The organism is Opitutaceae bacterium (genome assembly GCA_015075305.1).
Lineage (GTDB): Bacteria > Verrucomicrobiota > Verrucomicrobiia > Opitutales > Opitutaceae > UBA6669.
On sequence record JABTUS010000001.1, the window covers coordinates 354391 to 374767 of the forward strand.

Sequence of the window (20377 nt, forward strand, 5' to 3'; positions counted from 1 at the left end):
GTCTTCCTAGGCTGCGTGTCGATAGAGAATCGCGCCGACGACACGGGACAGCGGGATGGGGAGCATTCTGAAAAGGGGCGAGAGGCGGTTGCTGGAGCGGTCCGCGACCGTCGTCCATCGGGACGTGCGGCCATCCAGTCGAAAGTAGTTGATCGCACGCTCATCGGAACCCCAGCTCCGCTTGAACCGGCGGAGGCCTTCATTGGCGAGGGACGTGCGGCCGAAGTCGAAACTCTCGAATCCGCGTCGCGCATAGTGTCTGATCGCATTCCACATGACCAGATTGTTGCCGCGATGCTGCTGAAACTTCTGGTCGGAACCGCCGAACTTGTAGAGCGCCTTCCGCTTGTGCTCCAGAAACAGGCCCGCCGCAATCGCCCTGCCTTCGCGACGCGCTGTCACAATGCATCCTTTGCCAGGGCGAATCATGCCTTGGTGGATGTTCCTGAAGAATGCCGCGGGCTGCTGAGGCACGCCGTGCCGCCTGCGGGTTTGCGCGAGCAGGCCCTGCAAGCCGGCCATGGCGGCGTCGCTGTGCTCGATCTCGACCTCAACGCCGTCATCCCGGCCCTTTCGAAGCGCCCGGCGCACGGCCGGGTCCAGTCGTTCCTGAAGGACGGTTTCGTCATCAACGAGCGGGAGCGCATGACCGTGGAAAACCGTGGATGCCTGCGCGCCGGCGAGTCGCTCGAGTCCGCCCCGGATTTCCAGGTAGCGCCACGATTCCACCCGTGCCAGGTCGCGCGCCTTTGCGACGACGGCGTGCAAGGCTTCCTCATCGAGGCTGAGCGGTGCGCATGCATCAGAAAAGGGAAGCCCCACGCCGCGCCGGCCGGTCAGCCAGCTGTCGACCTGCATGAGCGGCAGCACTGCCCTCGGTGCACGCGTGGCGCCCAGAAGCAGGTAGCGGGGCGAAAACCCATAGGTGGCGCGGAGTATGGCGGCCCATTCCCGGGTATGGAAGAACGTGGAATCGGAGAAGGGTTCCAGGAGTTCATCCCACTCGGGAATCTCGTCGGGATCGACGATGGCAACCGAGGAGAACATTTTTCCTCATGCCGCCGTGACACGCGGCAGGTCCTGCTGGAGCAGCACCTGCCTGAGCTCGCGCACGACGCTTTCAATCTGCCAGGTGGTAAGCTCGGGGAACATGGGCAGCGACAGGATTTCCGTCGCGCAGCGTTCGGCCACCGGAGTCGTGCCGGGCCCCAGCCCGAGGTGGGCGTAGGCCTGCTGGAGGTGAATCGGCTTCGGATAGTGAATGCCGCAGCCGATGCCGCGTTCCCCGAGCCTGGCGAGGACGGAGTCGCGATGCTTCACACGAATGACGTACAGGTGAAAGACGGGCGAACCCTGGTCCGCGACGACCGGTGTGACGACACCGGGGACATCCGCCAGCAGGCGGGAATAGAGCGCCGCGTTGGCGCGGCGGGAGGCGTTTCCCTTGTCGAGGCTGCGCAGCTTGATTCGCAGCGCCGCGGCCTGGAGGCCGTCCATGCGCCCGTTCCAGCCGATCATCGAGTGGTGGTACCGTTTCTCCTGTCCGTGCTCGCGCAGCGTGCGAACCTTCGCCGCGAGCGCGGCGTCCTGCGTGGTTACGCCGCCGCCTTCGCCCAGCGCGCCAAGATTCTTGCCGGGATAGAAACTGAAGCAGCCGAGCTCGCCCATCGTGCCGGCGCGGCGGCCCTTGTACTCGGCGCCATGGGCCTGGCAGGCGTCCTCGACAACGGGGATGCCGTGGCGTTTCGCGACATCAAGGATGGGATCCATGTCGGCCACCTGACCGTAAAGGTGCACCGGAACGATCGCCTTGGTTTTCGGCGTGATCGCGCGCTCGAGCAGCGCGGGGTTCATCGTGTAGGTGGCTTCATCGATGTCGACGAACACGGGCGTTGCCCCGCAAAAACTGATTGCCTCGGCCGTGGCCATGAACGTGGCGGAAACGGTGATCACCTCGTCCCCCGGTCCAACGCCCAACGCGAGCAGCGAGAACCAGAGCGCGTCCGTGCCATTTCCCACGCCGATCGCGTGACCGGCGCGGCAATACGCGGCGAAGTCCTCCTCGAATTTCTGAACGAACGGACCGCCCGCAAAGGCATTCTGGTCGATCACCTCGTTGAAGGCGGCGAGCAGCTCCGCACGAATGGGATCGTGCTGCGCACGCAGATCAAGGAACGGAACGGTTGTTTTGGCACTCATGGAGGAAAGGTTTGAGAAGCCGGTGGTCGGTTCTCTATCAAATGGCGGGGCACGCTCCGTCGTGACCGGGGGATGCACGTCGCGCAACGGCACCGGAAGGTTTCACGCGAAGGCGCGGAGCACGCGGAGGAAGAAAGACACGGAGACATGGCTTGGCCGGAGATCAGAGATCGGAGCGCCCTGCCTTCTGACCGCCGCCCACCACCCGGGCGGGATTCCCCGCCACCACCGCGTCGTCGGGCACGTCCTTGGTCACGACGCTTCCCGCTCCAATCGTGGCGCGCGCGCCGATCGTGATGCCGCAGAGAATGGTGGCGTTTGACCCGATCGCCGCACCCTTCCTGACTAGCGTGGGCACGCAGGTCCAGTCGGCGTCGGTCTTGAGCGATCCATCGGCATTGGTCGCCCGCGGATAAAGGTCGTTGGTGAACATCACACCATGGCCGACAAACACCTCGTCCTCGAGCGTGACCCCCTCGCAGATGAAGGAGTGACTCGACACCTTGCAGCGCCTGCCGATCTTCGCGCCCTTCTGGATTTCCACGAAGGTCCCTATCTTCGACTCGTCGCCGATCTCACACCCATAGAGATTGGTGAATCCAAAGACGCGAACGCCCGCGCCCATCTTCACGGATGGTGCTATCTGCTGGTTGGGTCCGGATGTCATCGAATCGGAAAAATCAATTGGTGCGTGGAACTGCGGGACTATCGCTGCGCCAGAACCTCGCCGGCCGTCTGCGGCTGCGCTTTTGCCTGCTTCACCAGACGGTCGGTTGAGATTTCGACGGGCGCCCCCTTGTTCCGCAGGGAATGGCTTGACGCCTCAAGGATGCGAACGACATCCAGGCCGGACCGGCCGGATGTCAGTGCTTCCACGCCGGACTTGATCGAATCGAGGAAATGCTGGCACTCGGTCTTGAGCGGTTCGTCCTGCCTGATGTAGGGGCAGTAGATGTCGCCATAGTGGTAGGCGTAGTGAAACTCGGCGAATGTGTCGTAGTGCGGCGGCCGCTCCACGCGCGCGTCGAAGACCTTGATCTTCTCCTGCGGGGCGATGTCGTCGTACACGATCATGCGCTTGCTGCCGACGATGGTCATTTCCCGGATCTTGCGCGGATCATGCCAGCTGCTGTGGATGATCGCCGACCGCTCCTTGGAGAACTGCAGGCTCATCGACGTCACGTCCTCGATGCCCTTGGTGATATGTGCGCCGCCGCGGCAGTTCACGCTCTGCGGCAATTCGCGCATGATGTAGAGAATGATCGAAATGTCGTGGGGCGCGAGGTCCCAGGCGACATTGATGTCCTTCTGGAAGAGCCCGAGATTGAGGCGGCGGGCCGAAATGTAGCGCAGCTCGCCGACATCGCCGTTGTCGATGATCTCCTTGATCTTCCTGACCGGCGCGGAATAGAGGAACGTGTGCCCGACCATGAGCGTCAGCCCCTTCTGGCGGGCGATGTCGATGAGTTCCTCGCACTCGGCAACCGAGGCGGCCATCGGCTTTTCGATTAGCGTGTGTTTCCCCGCCATCAGCGCCGCCTTGGCCATCGGAAAATGGAAGCGCACGGCCGTCGCGATCACGACCGCATCGATATCGGGACGGGCTATGAGCTTCTCGAAGCTCTTTTCGCCCTCGACCTCCGGGTACAGTGACTTGAGGTGAGCGAGTCGCTCATCCTTGAGATCGCACATGACCTTCAGGCAACAGTCCGGAAGGGATCGGAAATTGCGGACCAGATTCGGGCCCCAATAGCCAAGTCCGACAACGCCGACATTGATGGGTTTGTTCATGAAATTGCGTGGAATGAAAGGGATGCCGATTTCGAGCGATTCATCCTATATCGACCATCCGTCCGCAGAATGGAATGGAGACGGGATTTTGGGGCGGAGGGCGGATGCCAGAGGTCGGAGATCAGAGGGCGGAATGGTTTCTCGGAGACAGCTGCAATCGCGGAGAAAGGAGTTTTTCATCAGTTGGAGGGGCACGCTTCGTCGTGACCTGGTTGCGCACATCGCGTCAAAACGCCGGTTGCCTCGCCATTCGCCCCATCAAATTCCGGCACCGTTCAGAATTCCGATGCCAGACAATCATCGATCCGGGCACGACAAAGCGTGCACCTCCAGTTGATAAAGAACCGACCTCTAACATCCGATCTCCGTCCTCCGGCCTACATCGTGGCCTAATTGTGGACGGATGAACTTGATGTGTGAGAAAACTCCGCAGGCGATGCCGTCGCGGCAAGCGTCTCCTTGCGCCCGCGGCGGGTGTCGCCGATCTGGGTAAGCAGGGCCGGCAGCGTCATAACGATGATCCTCAGATCGAGGAGCAGCGATCGCTCCTTGGTGTATTGGATATCGAAATGAATCATCTCATCAAAGGTGGTGCGGTTCTTGCCTGACACCTGCCAAAGTCCGGTCAGCCCGGGCGTGGCCTTGAAGCGTTCGCGCTGCCAGGGCAGGTACTGCTCGTATTCGTAAGGCAGGCACGGGCGCGGGCCGACGAAACTCATCTGACCCTGAAGAACATTAATGATTTGCGGCAGCTCATCGAGGCCTGACGCACGCAGGATCCATGCACCCGGAATGAGACGGGAATCACGCCTTGAATCCATCTTCGTCATGGGCGTGTTCGATTGCATCAACTGGGCGAGGTGGGCCTGATGGGCCGACGAGTCGGCCCTCGCCTTCATGGTGCGAAACTTGTAGCAGATGAACCGGCGACCCAGGTACCCGACCCGCTCTTGGCGAAAGAGCACCGGACCCGGCGAGGTCAGCTTTGTCAGCACCGTCATCAACAGCGTGAAAAGCGCGAGCACCGGCAGGGCCATCAGACTGAAGCCTATGTCGATTGCGCGCTTCCACACCGGAAGCGGCACCGGGACGCCACGAGGGTCCAACGCCCCGTGGCGTCGCTCGTCTGCCAACTCATTTTCCAGCCTGGTTGTCATGAAACGGTTCTTGCGGATCCCCGGTTTTCAGAAATTTGCGGCACGGCTTAGCTTACTTTCTGAAGCTGGGAACGACTGATATTGACTTGCGCTGCACATTGCAGCGTCGACAAAAGCACGGCGACCCGCTCGCGATCGTCGCAATCGCGCAGGACGAGCGCGTGAAGCCCCCTCATCGGGCCATCGATCACCTCAACCTGATCCCCAGGTGCCAGGGGCGGTTCGATCGTGATCAGGTCGACCGCTTCGCCTGCCCAAAGCCTGAGATCCTGAATGATTGTCTCATCAACGACAGCCGGCCCCTCACCGAAGCGCACCACATCGAGGACATCCGGAGCGTAGCGCGCAGCGCGAAACTGGAGCCCAGGATCAAACCGGCAAAAGAGATACCGTGGGAACAGCGGACTGACAACCGTGCGGCGGACCCTCCGGATGATTCGCTCCCGCTTCAAGCGAGGGAAATACGTTTCCAGCCCCAGGTTCTCGGTCAGGTAGGTGACCGTCCGCGCCTCCTTCAGCGGCTTGGTGTGCAGGCAGTACCAATTCATTTCATCAAAAACCAGTCACGCAGGCGATTCGGTGCTGCGAAGTGAGTTCCGCGCCCTTGTCCGGGCAGAAGTGACTCCTTGTACGGCATGCGCTTGTAATCGCCGAAACAGAGAGGAATGGCAAAGGCAATTTCATGGGTGGAATTGCATAGTCCTGTCACGGAAATTACCGAGCCCGTGCGCTTTCAAGCTGCCGCCATTCCGGTGCATGCGTGGCATCGGTTGTTGAACTTCGAACTTGGAATCTAGCCCTGTCAGACCCGAAAAACGCCTCTATCCGCAGCGTCACTTCCAATCGAGTTTCCTGATTCATGAGGCAGCAACAGCAGGTTTCTTGGCTCGTCGTACGCGGGGAGAATCATGGATTACAGAAACTCTCTAGGAACAAATGCTCACTCCATCGACGCGCCCACCCCATTCTTTACCGCTGGCCCCCCGCAAATTTTGAAAAAACTTGGAAGCAGTTGCCGCCGCTAGCTGTAAACATACCCGACATATTTCATGGACTGCGAACTCAAGCAAGTTTTTTTGCGGACATGAGAAATTTCACGCCGATTATAAGTCGATCCGCTTGCCAATTCCACCGAAATTTCTATTGGTAAGCGTCCAAATCAAGTTCATAACTAATTTAGTGACAGTAATTTATAAAATCTCTATCAGAGACATTCTTGTATATGGCTGCGATCAGTCATAATGAAAACGCAACAGCGTGTCACCCGGATACACCTCGCATTCTCTTCGATGCCGCTGACATATTACAGCAAGTTAATTGCCTTTAAATAAAAGTCTTTTATAGGTATTTCACCCTATCTGGGAAAATTGCGTATTTTCCCTCGATCCATACCTCACCGATCCGCGAAGATTTGATGCACAAATCTCCAAAACGCTAGCTCTACTCGAGACCCTGACCGGTAATTTCATGAAAGGATCCGGATTTGATTTCAGCGTCTAGGGTCAAATTCCTATGGCTTCTGAGCATTTCGCTCTATGGGCATCCGGATCGCAAGGCGCTACCTTCCGCGAATCCAAGGCGGAAACTCAGCGCGGCAGCCCCATCTCAACAGCCTCCATGGTGCCTCTCTATCTCATTACGATCATCGGAATGACCGTATTGGCACTGGCCAGCTCGTTGGCCCTCTATTTCGCGATTCGAAACGCCTCGATCGGCTATGAGGATGGTTCCGGGTTTCATGGCGATGTCATCCCTCGCAGCACCCCCGCAACCGCGGTCGAGAGGAGTCACTTCCCCCAGGCAGTCGGCGCCAAGTGAGATCTGGCTTGTGTGCGGTACGGATCGGCCTGCGGCTGTCCGTGAAAAAACTTCCCTGCGAAGGAATCAGCTATCGCCGGCGACTGCAAAATCGGCCCGGGACTTTATGGCTTCAGGTGTTTTCCTGGGTGCAACGTCAGCGATTCCGGCCTTCGAAGGCATCTCCAGCAAGGGAGCCTCAACCGGCTTCGGTTCAATCCCGAGATGAAAGCCCTCCGCGTCCTGATAACCGACCGCCGAATTCCGGAACGCGAAATAGAGCGGAGCGCCCAGGAGAACCAGCACGCCAGCCGCCGAAAGGGATAGGATCAGGACCGTATTCATGGGACTAACCGTGGTATCGGCCATTCCAGCGGAAAGTTGACTGCTCTTTCGCTGACACCGCGTGAATACCTCCGGCACCGTTGTCGAGGTGCGTCCCCAGGTCACGACGGAGCATGCCCCTCCAGTTGAAAAATCCCCCTCTCTCCGAATCTCCCTGTCACAAAGTCCCTCCGCTCCGACCTTCGCGTCTTCGCTGCTTCGCGTTTAACCCATCCGATTGCAGCCCTCATGGCGCCATCACCCTCATGGCGCCTCGTAAACCTCGACAATCACGACGCCCTCGGAGCCGTCCGCGCTGCGCGCGTGCGCCGTGTAGGTTCCTGGCGCGAGCCAGATCACGATCGCTGAACTCTTGGAACCCGCGGTCATCGGAAAGGCCCCCACTCTGCCGCTGACCTGGGTGACGACGTCCGCATTCGCCAACCAGTCATCGTTGCGTGCAACCTCGGTCGTTACGCCATCCTTCGTCTGATAGATCACAAGCTCCGGATTGGCCATCGAGCCGCCAACTCCGAACGCACCCAGTTCCGGCCCCACCGCCCTGACCAGCATGCGCCGCGGCGCATCGCCACTCACGATGAATCCCGTGACAATGACCTTGTCGCCGCTTCCTCCCAATCCACGAAGCGACAGATTCGTCAGTCTGGTATTCGAAGTTCCAACGGCGTCACCATCGTAAAGCTCGACCATCGTTGCACCGGTTGCACCATTCGCTCCGGTCACCTCCGCGGAATATCCTCCAGCCGGCAGATCCATGACCAGCGCGGCATCCTTGCTTCCCGATTTGAGCGGAAACGCGCCCACAGCCTGGGCCGTTGCCGCGGCATCGGGATACCAGTCGTTGTTCGAGGCAATCACGGTCGCCGCTCCCGTGCCTTGACGGTAAATCGTGAGCACCGGGTCGGCCAGGACTCCCGCCACGCCGAACGCCTCCAGCGCAGGGCCGGTGGCACGAAGCAGGATCTTCTTTGTTCCCGATCCCGAAATGGTGAAGCCTGCGGCGAGTGTCGCGGCGCCATTGCCCGCATGCGCTCTAGCCGACATGTTGTTGACCTTCGTGATCGACGCAGAGCTGTCGCGCACGCCGCCAGCCTCAAGGGTGCGGCTTCCGTCGGACACCGTTCCAGAAAGCAGACCTCCATCGAAATCGAATCCAACGTCCCTGCCATCCGGCAGCGTCAGCGCCAGGACTCCATCGGCGGCCACCGTTCCCTGGCGGCCATGAGCGACTCCCGCCCGGGTGACTGCGACAAAGGCCCTGCCCGAGGTACCTACCAAAGCGGCAACCTCGTCATCCGCGGAGAAAACCAGAGCGCCCTGGTACAGCCCGGCAATGGCTGATGCCGGACCATCCGTGGGCTCGATCGAACCGCTGAACGGCAGCAGGCCCGTGCCAATGGTTCCGGATACCGATGTTCCATTGACATACCCATTGACCGTTCCAACGCCCGGTGCGCTGAACGTGAACGCGCCATTGGCCGCAATCGCGAATCCGCGCGCAATGACACCGCGGGAAAGCGCGGGGGAATCAGCCAGGAAAACCGCCGTCTTGTCCGCATTTACGCGCAGTGCGAAGCTTCCGGCATTGGGACCGGGCAGGCCCGTGGTTCCAAAGTAGGAGTGGCGGCCCCCCGCCACCGTGACCACCGCCGTGCGGCTCATGGCCGACTGCGAGCCCTGGGAGATGCTCACCCAGTAGCTGGACGTGATCAGCAATTCCGGAGTCGTGAACACCGCCGACGTCGCGCCGCGAATCGGCATGCCGGTGTCACCCCGGGCTCCGGCGTACCACTGGTAGGCAACCGCACCCGCCGCAATTGCCGTCACCTCCAGCGCGGTTGATTTCCCCGCCTCGACAGTCGCATCCGCGGGCTGGCGGATGATCAGGATATCCGCCTGGCCCGGCTGCTGAATCACAGGTCCGCCAGTACCCGGGTCCGGCTGGTTGCCCGGTTCGGATGTGGGCGGCGGCTTTGTGCCGTCGGCATTCACGGTGAGGACAAAGGACTTGGATGTCGCGAGGTTTCCGTCGCTGGCGGTGATCGTCACCGTCGTCACGCCCACCTGCCCTGGATTCGGTGTGACCGTGAGGGTGCGGTTCATTCCCTCGCCCGAGAAACTGACGGAGGCGTTTGGCAGCAGCGCCTGATTCGAGGACGAGCCGGACACCACCAGGCTGTCCGCGGCCGAATCAGCATCGCTCAGCGTGAAGCCAATGACCTCCGGAACGCCATTCGCGATGATCGTGCGGTCACCAAGGCCGGAGAGCACGGGCGCGGCGTTGACCGCATAGACGGTCACAAAGAAGCTGGAGCTCGAACTGTTCTGGCCGTCGCTCGCGGTCAGCGTGATCATCGCATTTCCCGTCTGATTCGGTAGTGGTGTCACGGATACACTGCGGTTGTCGCCGGCGCCGCCGAGAACGATGCCGCCGCCCGCCACGAGCGCCGGATTCGACGACTTCGCGGTGACCGCCACGTTCGTGGTCGGTGTGTCGAAATCCGTGACGACGAACGAAATCGAGCCCGTGCCCGTGTTCGCATCGATGGTCCGGTTGTAGATGCGGCTGATCGTCGGCACGCTGCCGGGCGCCTTGACGGTCAGCATGAAGCTCGCCGTCGTCGAAAGCGCGCCGTCGCTGACGCGGAAGGTGATCACCGCCGAGCCCGTGCGGTCGGTCGCCGGAGTGATGATCGCGGTGCGGTTGGCGCCGCCTCCACCGAAGACGATGTTCGAAAGGGGAACCAGGACGGTGTTCTGCGAGGTGGCGGTGACCGTGAGGCTGCCGGGGGCGGTCTCGGCGTCGCTCACGGTGAACGTGACACCCACATTGCCATTCATCGCGGCGGTGATGTTGACGAGATCGGAGATGCGCGGGGCCGTGCTGAGCGCGGTGATGTTCAGGACAAAACTGCCCGACGTCACCAGGCTGCCGTCGCTGACCGTCAGCGTCACCGTGACGGAGCCCGTCTGCTTGGATGACGGCGTCAGCGTGATCGTGCGCCGTTCACCCGAACCGCCGAGCACGATGTTCTGATTCGGGAGCAGGGTCTGGTTTGAGGAAAGCGCCGTGACCGTCAGGCTCCCCGCGGGCGTTTCGGCGTCGCCAATCGTGAAGTCGATCGCACCCGATGTGCGTCCCACGACCGTCGACCGGTCTTCGAGTCCGTTCAGCGTCGGCGCCGTGTTGGGAACGTTGACCGCGAGCACAAAACTCGAGCTCGAGCTCAGTTGGCCGTCACTGACCGTGACCGTGATCGTCGTGGTGCCGGTTTGACCGGCGGCGGGCGTGGCCCTGAGCCAGCGATTCGCACCAGACCCTCCAAAAACTATGGCGGAATTGGGAACCAGGGAGGCATTTGAACTGGTGGCGGTCACGGAGAGATCGCCCGCTGGTGTCAGAGCGTCTCCAACGAAGAACTCAATGGCCGCCGTGGTCGTCGCCATCGTGACCGAACGGCTGCCGATCGAAGAGATGGTCGGTGCCTCGTTCTTCGGGCTGACGGTCACGACAAACTGCGTGCTTGTGGCAAGCGAGCCATCGCTGACCGTCAGGGTCACCGTCGCCGCACCCGTCTTTCCAGGCCGCGGCGTGATTGTCACCGAACGTCCTCCGCCCAAGCCGCTGAAGGAGAATCCCCCGGCGTCGATCAGCGACTGGTCCGAGCTCGAAGCGGTGACACTCAGGTTTTCCGCGGTGGTTTCACCGTCGGCCACGACAAAAGCGATGGCGCTCGAGGATGCATCCCTTTCAATCGCCTGATTTTCAACGCTCGAGATGGTCGGCGTCGTGTTGGGCGCCTGGACCGTCAGCGCAAAACTCGTGGACGTGACCTTGGTTCCGTTGCTGACGCTGATCGTGATGGTCGTCGATCCCGTGGCTCCGGCGGCCGGAGTCACCCTGAGCGAACGCTGCGCTCCCGACCCATCGAGCGCGATGCCCGACAGGGGAGCCAGGAACAGGTTCGAGGAGTTGACAAACACCGTAAGCAGTTCCGGGGACACCGTTGGATCCCCGATCACAAAGGCAATGGGGCCGGAGGCGGCCCCGGCAGGAATCGTCCGGTCCGCCACATTGCCTATTGTCGGCGCCTCCGACGATGGCACGACGGAGACCACAAAACTCGTGCTCGCTGATGCGGCGCCATCACTGACCGTCAGCGTTATTGCAGCCGTTCCCGTCAGGCCTGTGGCGGGGAAAATTCGAACGGACCGGGACGAGCCTTCTCCGCTGAGCTCGATGCCGACATTCGGGATCAGGCTGGCGTTCGAGGAACTGGCCGTGACCAGGAGCAGACCAGGCAGCGTTTCCACATCGCCAACCGAGAACGGAATGAGCCCGCTGGACTTTCCCGCGACGAGGGCAAGGTTGTCGATCGGCGTGATCGAAGGCGAAAGATTCTCGCCGGCCACCGTCAGCACGAAGCTGGTGCTGGCGCTGGACGAACCATCGCTCACGGTCAGCGTGACCGTTGATGTGCCCGTCATGCCGGGAGAAGGCGTGAGGGAAACGCTCCTTGCTCCACCGGATCCGCCAAGAACGACCGACGACTGGGGAAGCAGGGACAGGTTCGAAGAATTGGCCGTAAGGACCAGGCTGTCGACCGGCGTGTCCGAATCGTTCACGGCGACAGCGAGCGCCCCTGTGCTGCCGCCACGGCCGACGGTCTGGTTCGCAATGCTGCCGATGGTCGGAACCGCATTCGCTCCCTGAACCGTGACGTTGAAGGACGTGCTGGAAGTCAGCGAGCCGTCGCTGACAGTAACCGTCACGGTCGCCGCGCCCGACTTGTCCGCCGCGGGAGTCACGATGATCGTGCGGTTCGCCCCGGCTCCGCCGAAGCTGATGCCAGATGCGGGAAGAAGCGTCGCATTCGATGAGGCGGCTGTCACGAGCAGGCTGTCGGCCGCCGTCATGCTGTCGCCGACCGTAAACGCGATGGCACCGGTGGTGCGATTGACGCTGATGGCGCGATCGCCAATTGCGCTGATCGTCGGGGGAGTGTTGACCGCATTGACGGTGACGAGGAAGCTCTCGCTCGCGCTCAGCGTGCCGTCGCTGACCACGATGGTCACCGTGGCGCTTCCTGTCCTTTGCGCGGCCGGTGTCACCGTGACCGTGCGGCTTTCGCCCGCGCCGCCGAGCACAATCCCTCCCACGGGGAGAAGCGTTGGATCCGATGTGGATGCGGAAACCGTCAGGCTGGCCGCCGGTGTAGACGCATGGGAGATCGTGAACGGTATCGCAGCGGTGCTTCCATTCATGTCGACGGCGACATTCGCGATCTCGGTGATTGTCGGCGCTGTTGCAACGGCTGTCACGGTCACCGTGAACGTCATGGTCGATGTGAGGCTTCCGTCGCCCACCTCGACTGCGATCGTGCTGGAACCCACCTGATTGACCGTCGGCGTGACCGTGATCGAACGATTCGCGCCGGTGCCGCTCAAGAGAAGACTGCCGCTGGAGACAAGGGCCGTGTTGGAGGAGGAGGCGGCCACCGTGAGCGAAGTCGCGGCCGTCTGCGCATCGCCAATGACAAAGGACAGTGCGCCGGTGGAGGTGTTGGCCTCGATGGTCCGGCTGGCGATCGCGCTGATCGTCGGCGGCGTGTTGACCGCATTGACGGTTACAACAAACGAACGCGATGCCGAGAGCGCGCCGTCGCTCACAGTCACCGTGATGCCGGCGGAACCGAACTGGTTTGCAGCCGGCACAACCGACACCGTGCGACTGGCTCCACTTCCGCCAAAGGCAATGTTCGCCACGGGAACCAGCGCGAGGTTTGTGGAATACGCCGACACTACAAGATTGGAAGCCGGCGTCTGGGCGTCTCCGACGGTGAATGCGAGGGCCGGTGTCGCCGTATTGGCGTCAATCGTTGCATTCGCAATCGACGAGATCGTCGGCGCGGTGTTGGGCGCGGTGACCGTCAGCACGAAACTGTCGCTCGCCGTGGACTGCCCGTCGGACACCGTCACGGTGATCGTGGCCACACCCGAGAGTCCCGCGGGAGGCTGCACCACAAGCGTGCGGGACGAATCCCCCCCTCCCAGGATGAGCGCGGACGCGGGCACCAGCGTGGGATTGGTCGAAGATGCCGTTACGGTGAGCAGGCTCGCCGATGTCTGCGCATCCCCGATGGTGAACCTAATAACTCCCGTGTTCGAGCCCGAGGCTATCGTCAGGTTTGAAATGTCGCCAATGGTCGGAGGGGTGTTGGGCAGGTTCACCGTGAGGACGAAGCTCTCGTTCGCGACCAGCACTCCGTCGGAAACGCTGACCGTGATCGTCGCCACGCCCGATCGGTTCGCGGCGGGCTGCACGGAGATGGTCCGGTTCGCCCCTGATCCGCCGAGCACGATGTTCGCATCAGGCACAAGCATCTGATTCGACGAACTGGCGGTGACCACCAGGTTTCCCGCGACAGTCTGGGCATCGCCAACAATGAAGCTTATGGCGCCGGTATTGACACCCGAGTCGATCGTGCGGTTGGCGATATCGCTGATCGTCGGCGCCGTGTTCACGCTGTTAACCGTGACAGTGAACGCCCGGGTTGAAGTGTTCACTCCATCGCTGACGGCCAGCGTGATGGTGGCGGTGCCGGTCTGATTCGCCGAAGGGGAAACGGTGACGGTGCGATTTGCCCCGCTCCCGCCATGGACAATGCCCGAGTTCGGGACGAGGACCGTGTTGGACGACGTTGCGCTGACTGAGAGCGAACCCGCGGAAGTTTCGGCGTCCCCAATCGTGAAGGCTATCGGTGCGGAGGAGCTGTTCGCATTGATGGCAATGGAACTGATTGCACTGATCGTCGGCGCGGCATTGGACGCCGACGGCGTCGTCGCGGAAGCCGTCGCTGAATAGGCGGAGGCGCCAGCAGCGTTGTAGGCGCAGACGCGGTAGGTGTATGACTTGCCATCCTCAAGACTCGAATCGACGTAGGTCGTGACATCCGCGCCCGTCGCACCGATCATCATGAAACTGCCGCCGGCGGCCGAGCGCTCTATCCTGAATCCGAGCTCGTTGTCGGAATTGTCCTGCCAGGTGAGCGTCAACTGGGCCCCTCCAGCAGCAACGGCTCCAGCCATGAGACCGCTGACAGCCATGCGAAGGAGGCGCGAGGCGATGCGCTTCGGCAAATGTGGGACGCCACTCCTGATTGCAGAAAATAAACCGGTCATCGCAGGAATGTGGCTCGTGGCTGTTGAGTCGGGAGTCATTTAGAAGTCGTTGCATGCAGGTGTCTACCACGATCGGGCTGCCAACCTTCGAAAGGCTGCCGCCGCGACCGCAGGCAATGGCTGCATTTATCCGCTGAACTCATTCGTCCCCACCAGGCGATTGCCCCGGGTTTTACCAATTTTTATCAGCCGGAAACCTGACTCCAAATCCGCGGCATCCCTCGATCGGGATCCCAGCTAATTCCCTGAAACCAAACAACATCGTCCACACATGGGGGATTTCATCCCATGGCCCCGGGAATTCACGATCTCCGAGATGGTGGAAACTCGGCCCCCACCCGGGAATTCCCTCCATGCAAACGACGGAGAGGGGGTGACGGGGCCAATCCCTTGCACCCTGCTTTCCAGATCTTTGACGTTAGCGCCGAAACAGGCTGGCAAGTGAGCCGAGGTCCTTGAGCTGAGACTTCTTTGCCGGAGTTTGCGAAATGGGGGCCATCATCGGCGGGGGCTTGGGCTGTGGTGGCGAACTCACCTTTTCCTCGACTCCACCTTCGTCCTTCAACGCACGATCAAGCTTGACCGCGGAAACCGGCTCCGCCGTGCCAAGCTCCTGCGCAAACAGGCTGACACGGAACTCCTCCACCATCCAGCGCACCGGATCCTCAAAGCTGCGCCGGGTCGCCTCCGCGGCATAGGGCGCCAGCATTTCGCCTCGCTCCCGGTCCTTGGCCGGATTCTTTCGCCAGCGCTCATTTCGCACCTGCATGGCCTGCAGATACCGCGTCAGGTGGTGGAGTCGTTCGTAGGGAATCCTGCGCACGAAATCCGGAGGCAGCAGGGCCTGCACGTCCCTCGCCAAATTCGGATACGGATGCGGCGCCACGAGCAGCGCCTGACGCAAACCCAGGATTTCCTTAAGCAGGTCCGCCAGCTTCGGAACAATTCCGCGCAGGTCCGCTTTGGCGGACTCGACCGCCGACTCAAACGCAGGACGTGTCAGGGCTGCCACTCGCGCGGGATCACCCACCCAGCGTCTGATGGAGACATGCGCGTCCTCCTGCATCATCGCCGCAGGCGCGAGCGTTGAGGCGAGCGGGCCGAGCTGGCGGAGCGCGCGCAGCTCCTTCTCCAGCCAGGCCAGATCGTACCTCAGGCTCAACTCCAGCAGGCGGCGGAGCCCCCGGCGGGTCGTGCCACGGGCATCCTCCTCCGAGCGCACCAGCCGCAGCGCCACCCCGGTCTCGCCCGCAACCAGCGCCGGAAAGGCATGCACCACCACGCCCGCCTGCTCGGTGACAGGCACGCGCGGTGGAATCGCATCGAATTCCCAGGCCACAGACTCCGGGCGCTCCCATCGCCGGCGCGCCAGGCGCCAGGCATCCGGATCCTCGCGCGCGACCGACTCCGACGCCTCGCGCGCGCGCTTCGCGAGAACTGACTTCACTTCTTCAAGATCGCGACTCGCCACCAGCACATTGCCGTCATCGTCCTGCACGGACACGCGCACGCGAAGATGCCCGGGGATGGGGCGATCCGACCAGTACGCCGGATCCACCCGCAGTTGGTATCGGTCAAAGAGATGTTCCGCGAGAACCTCCTCAAACGTGCCGGCAGGATCGCGCAAACGCGCCAGCGACGCCACCCCTGCAGTGACAGTCTTCACGGATTCGGCCAGCGGGACAAACAATCGCCGGTGATCCTTTGGCAGCGCGCGCAACCGGTGCTCAACCCGGGCCGCCAGGTGGCCCGGCACAGCCCAGTCCAGCGCCGCGGGCGTCAGCCTGCGCGCATCATGAACGCTGACCTCGAGATTGACGCCATCATCATCCGCCCCCGGCTTGTAGGCGTACTGAAGCGGCAGCGCCCGGTTTTCCAGAGGCAGCGCCTCGGGAAACGCCGAGTGGTCATGTTCAAGCGCCTCTGGCTCGCGCAAATCCTCAGCGCGCACATGCATGAAATCAGGATCCGTCGCTCGGCGGTGGCGGACGAGATCCACGAGTTCCGCAACCGTCGAAACACCGCGCGGACGTGCATCCGGATCCGCTTCTGAAACACGCGTCTCCGAATCCAGGCTCGCCGCATAAAAATTGTAGAGCGCCTCATCCAGGTTCAAGTATCCCGCATTGCGCGTGCGCGTCAGTACGTCCTCCACCTGCTGGCGCACCTCGCGGTTGTGGATGAGAAAATCGAAGGGCCAGGTGATGGTGTCGGCGACGAGCCCTTCGCGGATGAAGATCTCCGTTGCATGCACCGGATCGATGCGCCCGTAGCCGACCGCCCGCGTGTCGAGTTCGAGTCCGTAAAGGCGCGTGCGCTCCTTGACCATCACGCGCCCTGTGTCCGCACTCCAGAAGGGTTCGCTGTGACTCGTCCTCACGACATGTCCGGCAAGATCCATCACCCACGCGGGATCGATGCGCGCACATGTCCGCGCATAGAGCCGCGAGGTCTCCACGATTTCCGAGGACATGATCCAAGGCGGCACACGCACCGCCTTCTTTTCAGGAGCGCCATCGCGTCCGCGTTTCCTTGAATCCTCCCGACGAAACAGCACCGAGCCGGGAAACAACGCCACCCGCCGGTCATGCGTCGCCTTGTAAGCGCGGTTTTCCTCATCCCATCGTGCGACATTGCCGAGCAGCCCCGTCAGCACGCTCCGATGAATCGCCCGATATCCGGAGCCGCCATAGGACATCAGCGTCTCGGCCGCGGCGGAGTCGATCGACGGCAGCCCGTCGAATACCGAGGTCGCTGCAAAATCGCTGCGCTGCTCGAGCACGTCCGTGAGCTGGCCATGGATGTCGCGCCACTCGCGGAGCCGAACATAGCTGAGAAAGTGCTCGTGGCAGAATTTCCGCAGCCGCGCCTGGGAGAGCCGCTCAAACTGCGCATGGTAGGCGTTCCAGATCGCAAGCAGCGTGAGAAAGTCCGACTCCGGATGCCTGAACCGTCGGTGCGCGGCGTCGGCCGCGGCCTGTTTGTCAAGCGGCCGCTCCCGCGGATCCTGCACCGACAGGCCCGCTGCAATGACCAGCACCTCCTTCAGGCACTTCTCCTTTCTGGCCTGAAGAATCATGCGGCCCACCGTCGGATCAACTGGAAGTCGGGCGAGTTCCTGTCCCAGCGGAGTCAACGTGCGGTTCCCCTCCGTCGAAACCGCGGCGCTGTCCGGGGCCGCATCATTTCCGGACTTCACATTCGGAGGTGTCAGCGCCCCCAGCTCCTCCAGAAGAGCGTAGCCGGATCGGATCGCCTTGCCCGCCGGCGGATTGATGAACGGGAAGCGTTCGACGTCCCCCAGCCCGAACGCCTTCAAGCGAAGGATGACATCCGCAAGATTCGCCCGCTGGATCTCAGGCTGCGTGAACCGCGGCCGCTCGTTGTATTCAGCTTCGGAATACAGGCGGATGCAGACCCCATCGGAAACGCGCCCCGCCCTCCCCGCCCGCTGGTCGGCGCTGGACTGCGAGACCGCCTCGATCGGCAGGCGCCGCGTGCGCGCCTGCGGAGCGTATCGGCTGAGCCGGGCGAGACCGGTGTCGACGACGTACCGGATGCCGGGAATCGTCAGCGAGGTTTCCGCAATGTTGGTCGCAAGCACCACCTTGCGGCGCTGGCTCGGGGAGAATACCTGCTGCTGCTCCGCATTGGACAGTCTTCCAAAGAGCGGAACCACTTCGATCCTGGAACCTGGGCCGGCGCCGCGTTCATCCAGCAGGTCACGCAGTTCGCGAATGTCCCGCTCGCTCGGCAGGAAGACCAGCAGGTCGCCCTCGTCCGTCTCCGTCAGCACCTTCTCGATCGCCTGCGCCGCGCCATCCACATAGTGCAGCGCCTCAACCCGCGCGGATTGCTCGGCTCCGCGATCCGGCTCCTCGGGGTCCTCGACATAATCGCTGCCGAGTCCGTCGAGGGGGGAATAGACCAGATCGACGGGATGTGTCCGTCCGGAAACCTGGATGATCGGTGCGCCATCGAAAGCCTGGCTGAAAGCCTCGGTGTCGATCGTGGCCGAGGTGATGATGATCTTCAGCTCGGGGCGCCTGAATCGAAGGGTGCGCAAATGACCCAGCAGGAAATCGATGTTGAGCGATCGTTCGTGTGCCTCGTCAATGATGATGGTGTCATAGGCCCGCAGCATCGGGTCGCTCTGGACCTCCGCGAGGAGCATGCCATCGGTCAGGAACTTGATGACGGTGCCGCGCGAGGTGCGGTCATCGAAGCGGATCTTGCAGCCAACCGGTCCGCCCCATTCGACACCCAGTTCCTCCGCGACACGGCGCGACACCGACAATGCGGCGACGCGGCGCGGTTGCGTGCAGGCGATCATGCCGCGGCTTCCCCGACCCGCAACGAGGCACATCTTTGGAATCTGCGTCGTCTTGCCCGAGCCCGTTTCCCCGGCAAGAATCACCACGGGATGTTCCTGAAGCGTGGCGATGATCTCCCCGGCCCGCGCCGAAATCGGCAGGTCCGGCGGGAAGTCAACGCGGAAGGCAAAAGGCTTTTGATCTGGCTTTGGCACGGTGTAATCGCGGGAATGTCCCTTCCCTAACGATGGCTGGCAAGTTCGACGCTCCTCCTCCTCTCCCGCACGAAGTCCTCGAACGGGTGCTCCGTGTCTCGCAGATTGACGGTCGGATGCTCTTGTTCATCGCAGGCGGTTTCGCGCTTGTCTCCGCCTACGCCGGCGACGCGCTCGGCGCGATCGTCGGCTGCTGCGCCGCGGGAGCAGGGGCCCTCGAGCTTCATGGTGCCGGTCGCTTGCGTTCCGGCAGCATCGCGGGCATCCGGGATCTTGTCAGGAGTCAATTGCTTCTGCTGGGCGTGATCTTCGGCTACGTCGGGTATCAACTGGGCAATTTTCAACCGGAGGCCATCCTGTCGGCGGTGACGCCGGCACTCAAGGAGCGGTTCACAGAAATGGGCATCAGCTCTGATCAATATCTGCCGATCCTCAGGCAATCCTACTATTTCGGCTACGTCGCGGTCGCGCTGGTCTCCCTCGTCTATCAAGGCAGTCTGGCACTCTACTACCGCCGGTCGCGCAGGGTGATTGCGCGCGCATTTGAAGATTCGGATTGATGGGACAGGTAGCCCGGTGCCGCAACTGGCAATGGCACCGCACCGTCCCGCCGGAGCTTGAGCGGGAAATGTTCCCATGCCAGAGTATCCGCCATGTCCAGGGAGCGCTACATACTCGCCAAACAGCGGTGGGCCGAAAAACAGGTCGCCGCTGGTTTTCGCCCACGCGTCGATCCGGCTCGGGAACGCCTCCCTCCAGGGCAGAAACTGACGCAGGGATTCCCTGTGCTCGACCTCGGCGTGCAGCCACGGATTCCGTTGAACGAATGGCGGCTGACCCTCGACGGATTGCTCGGAAATCCGACCTGTCTCACCTGGGATGATTTCAACGCCCTGCCGCAGGTCTCGGATGTCAGTGACTTCCACTGTGTGACCACCTGGAGCAGGTTCGACTGTCGCTGGAGCGGCGTGGCGTTCACGACATTGTACGAGCTGGCCCGCCCCGGCCCGGAGGCGCAGTGCGTCTACTTCACCGGGTACGACGGGTATTCCACCAATGTGTCGCTTGAGCAGTGCCTCGCCGAGGATGTGCTCATCGCGACGACCTTTGAGGAGAAGCCACTGACGCTCGAGCACGGCGGTCCGGCCCGCGTGATCATTCCAGGGCTCTATGCCTGGAAGGGGGCAAAGTTTGTGAAGGGAATCTCCTTCCTTGCCGGGGACAAGCTCGGCTTCTGGGAGGTCCGCGGCTACTCCAGCACCGGCGATCCGTGGAAGGAGGAGCGCTACGCCTGATCCCGCCCGGAGCCGGTGCGCTTCGCGGGTGCGACCGGGTGAACGGGACTGCCGAATGCGAAAAGTGAGGTTTGACCCTTGAT

At 62.2% G+C, this 20377-nt stretch carries 12 protein-coding genes; 3 read left to right on the top strand and 9 right to left on the bottom strand.

Annotation, left to right across the window (positions count from 1 at the left end):
• Nucleotides 1–6: 6 nt before the first annotated feature.
• From HS122_01360 to HS122_01385, 6 genes are all read right to left on the bottom strand, one after another.
• On the bottom strand, nucleotides 7–1047 hold the full coding sequence (locus HS122_01360) for a GNAT family N-acetyltransferase (GenBank protein ID MBE7537045.1): 1041 nt from the start codon (nucleotides 1045–1047) through the stop codon (nucleotides 7–9).
• 6 nt (nucleotides 1048–1053) lie between these two features.
• On the bottom strand, nucleotides 1054–2199 hold the full coding sequence (locus HS122_01365; GenBank protein ID MBE7537046.1) for a DegT/DnrJ/EryC1/StrS family aminotransferase: 1146 nt from the start codon (nucleotides 2197–2199) through the stop codon (nucleotides 1054–1056).
• Nucleotides 2200–2362: 163 nt separating this feature from the next.
• Nucleotides 2363–2866, bottom strand: a complete 504-nt coding sequence (locus HS122_01370) for an N-acetyltransferase (protein MBE7537047.1) — start codon at nucleotides 2864–2866, stop codon at nucleotides 2363–2365.
• Nucleotides 2867–2904: 38 nt separating this feature from the next.
• On the bottom strand, nucleotides 2905–3990 hold the full coding sequence (locus tag HS122_01375; GenBank protein ID MBE7537048.1) for a Gfo/Idh/MocA family oxidoreductase: 1086 nt from the start codon (nucleotides 3988–3990) through the stop codon (nucleotides 2905–2907).
• Between the two features lie 389 nt (nucleotides 3991–4379).
• On the bottom strand, nucleotides 4380–5147 hold the full coding sequence (locus HS122_01380) for a sugar transferase (protein ID MBE7537049.1): 768 nt from the start codon (nucleotides 5145–5147) through the stop codon (nucleotides 4380–4382).
• Nucleotides 5148–5194: 47 nt separating this feature from the next.
• Complete coding sequence (locus HS122_01385; protein MBE7537050.1) at nucleotides 5195–5695, bottom strand: hypothetical protein; 501 nt, start codon at nucleotides 5693–5695, stop codon at nucleotides 5195–5197.
• Nucleotides 5696–6764: 1069 nt separating this feature from the next.
• Between HS122_01385 and HS122_01390 the strand changes: the two genes are divergently transcribed.
• Nucleotides 6765–6965: a hypothetical protein gene (locus tag HS122_01390; protein MBE7537051.1), complete on the top strand. Its 201-nt coding sequence runs from the start codon at nucleotides 6765–6767 to the stop codon at nucleotides 6963–6965.
• Nucleotides 6966–7031: 66 nt separating this feature from the next.
• On the opposite strand, the gene HS122_01395 is transcribed toward HS122_01390, so the two are convergent.
• The 3 genes from HS122_01395 to hrpA all read right to left on the bottom strand — a co-directional run bounded on the left by HS122_01395 (nucleotide 7032) and on the right by hrpA (nucleotide 18999).
• Nucleotides 7032–7289: a hypothetical protein gene (locus tag HS122_01395; protein ID MBE7537052.1), complete on the bottom strand. Its 258-nt coding sequence runs from the start codon at nucleotides 7287–7289 to the stop codon at nucleotides 7032–7034.
• Nucleotides 7290–7532: 243 nt separating this feature from the next.
• Nucleotides 7533–14396, bottom strand: coding sequence for a hypothetical protein (locus tag HS122_01400; protein MBE7537053.1), 6864 nt, complete (start codon nucleotides 14394–14396; stop codon nucleotides 7533–7535).
• Between the two features lie 493 nt (nucleotides 14397–14889).
• Nucleotides 14890–18999 carry an ATP-dependent RNA helicase HrpA gene (gene hrpA / locus HS122_01405; GenBank protein ID MBE7537054.1) on the bottom strand — a complete coding sequence of 1370 codons (4110 nt, stop codon included), beginning with the start codon at nucleotides 18997–18999 and terminating at the stop codon, nucleotides 14890–14892.
• Nucleotides 19000–19031: 32 nt separating this feature from the next.
• Here hrpA and HS122_01410 point away from each other — a divergent pair, with 32 nt between their 5' ends.
• Both HS122_01410 and HS122_01415 read left to right on the top strand, forming a co-directional pair.
• Nucleotides 19032–19559 (top strand): hypothetical protein, encoded by a 528-nt coding sequence (locus tag HS122_01410; protein MBE7537055.1) that lies wholly within the window; start codon nucleotides 19032–19034, stop codon nucleotides 19557–19559.
• Nucleotides 19560–19652: 93 nt separating this feature from the next.
• Nucleotides 19653–20294: a sulfite oxidase-like oxidoreductase gene (locus HS122_01415; protein MBE7537056.1), complete on the top strand. Its 642-nt coding sequence runs from the start codon at nucleotides 19653–19655 to the stop codon at nucleotides 20292–20294.
• Nucleotides 20295–20377: the final 83 nt, after the last annotated feature.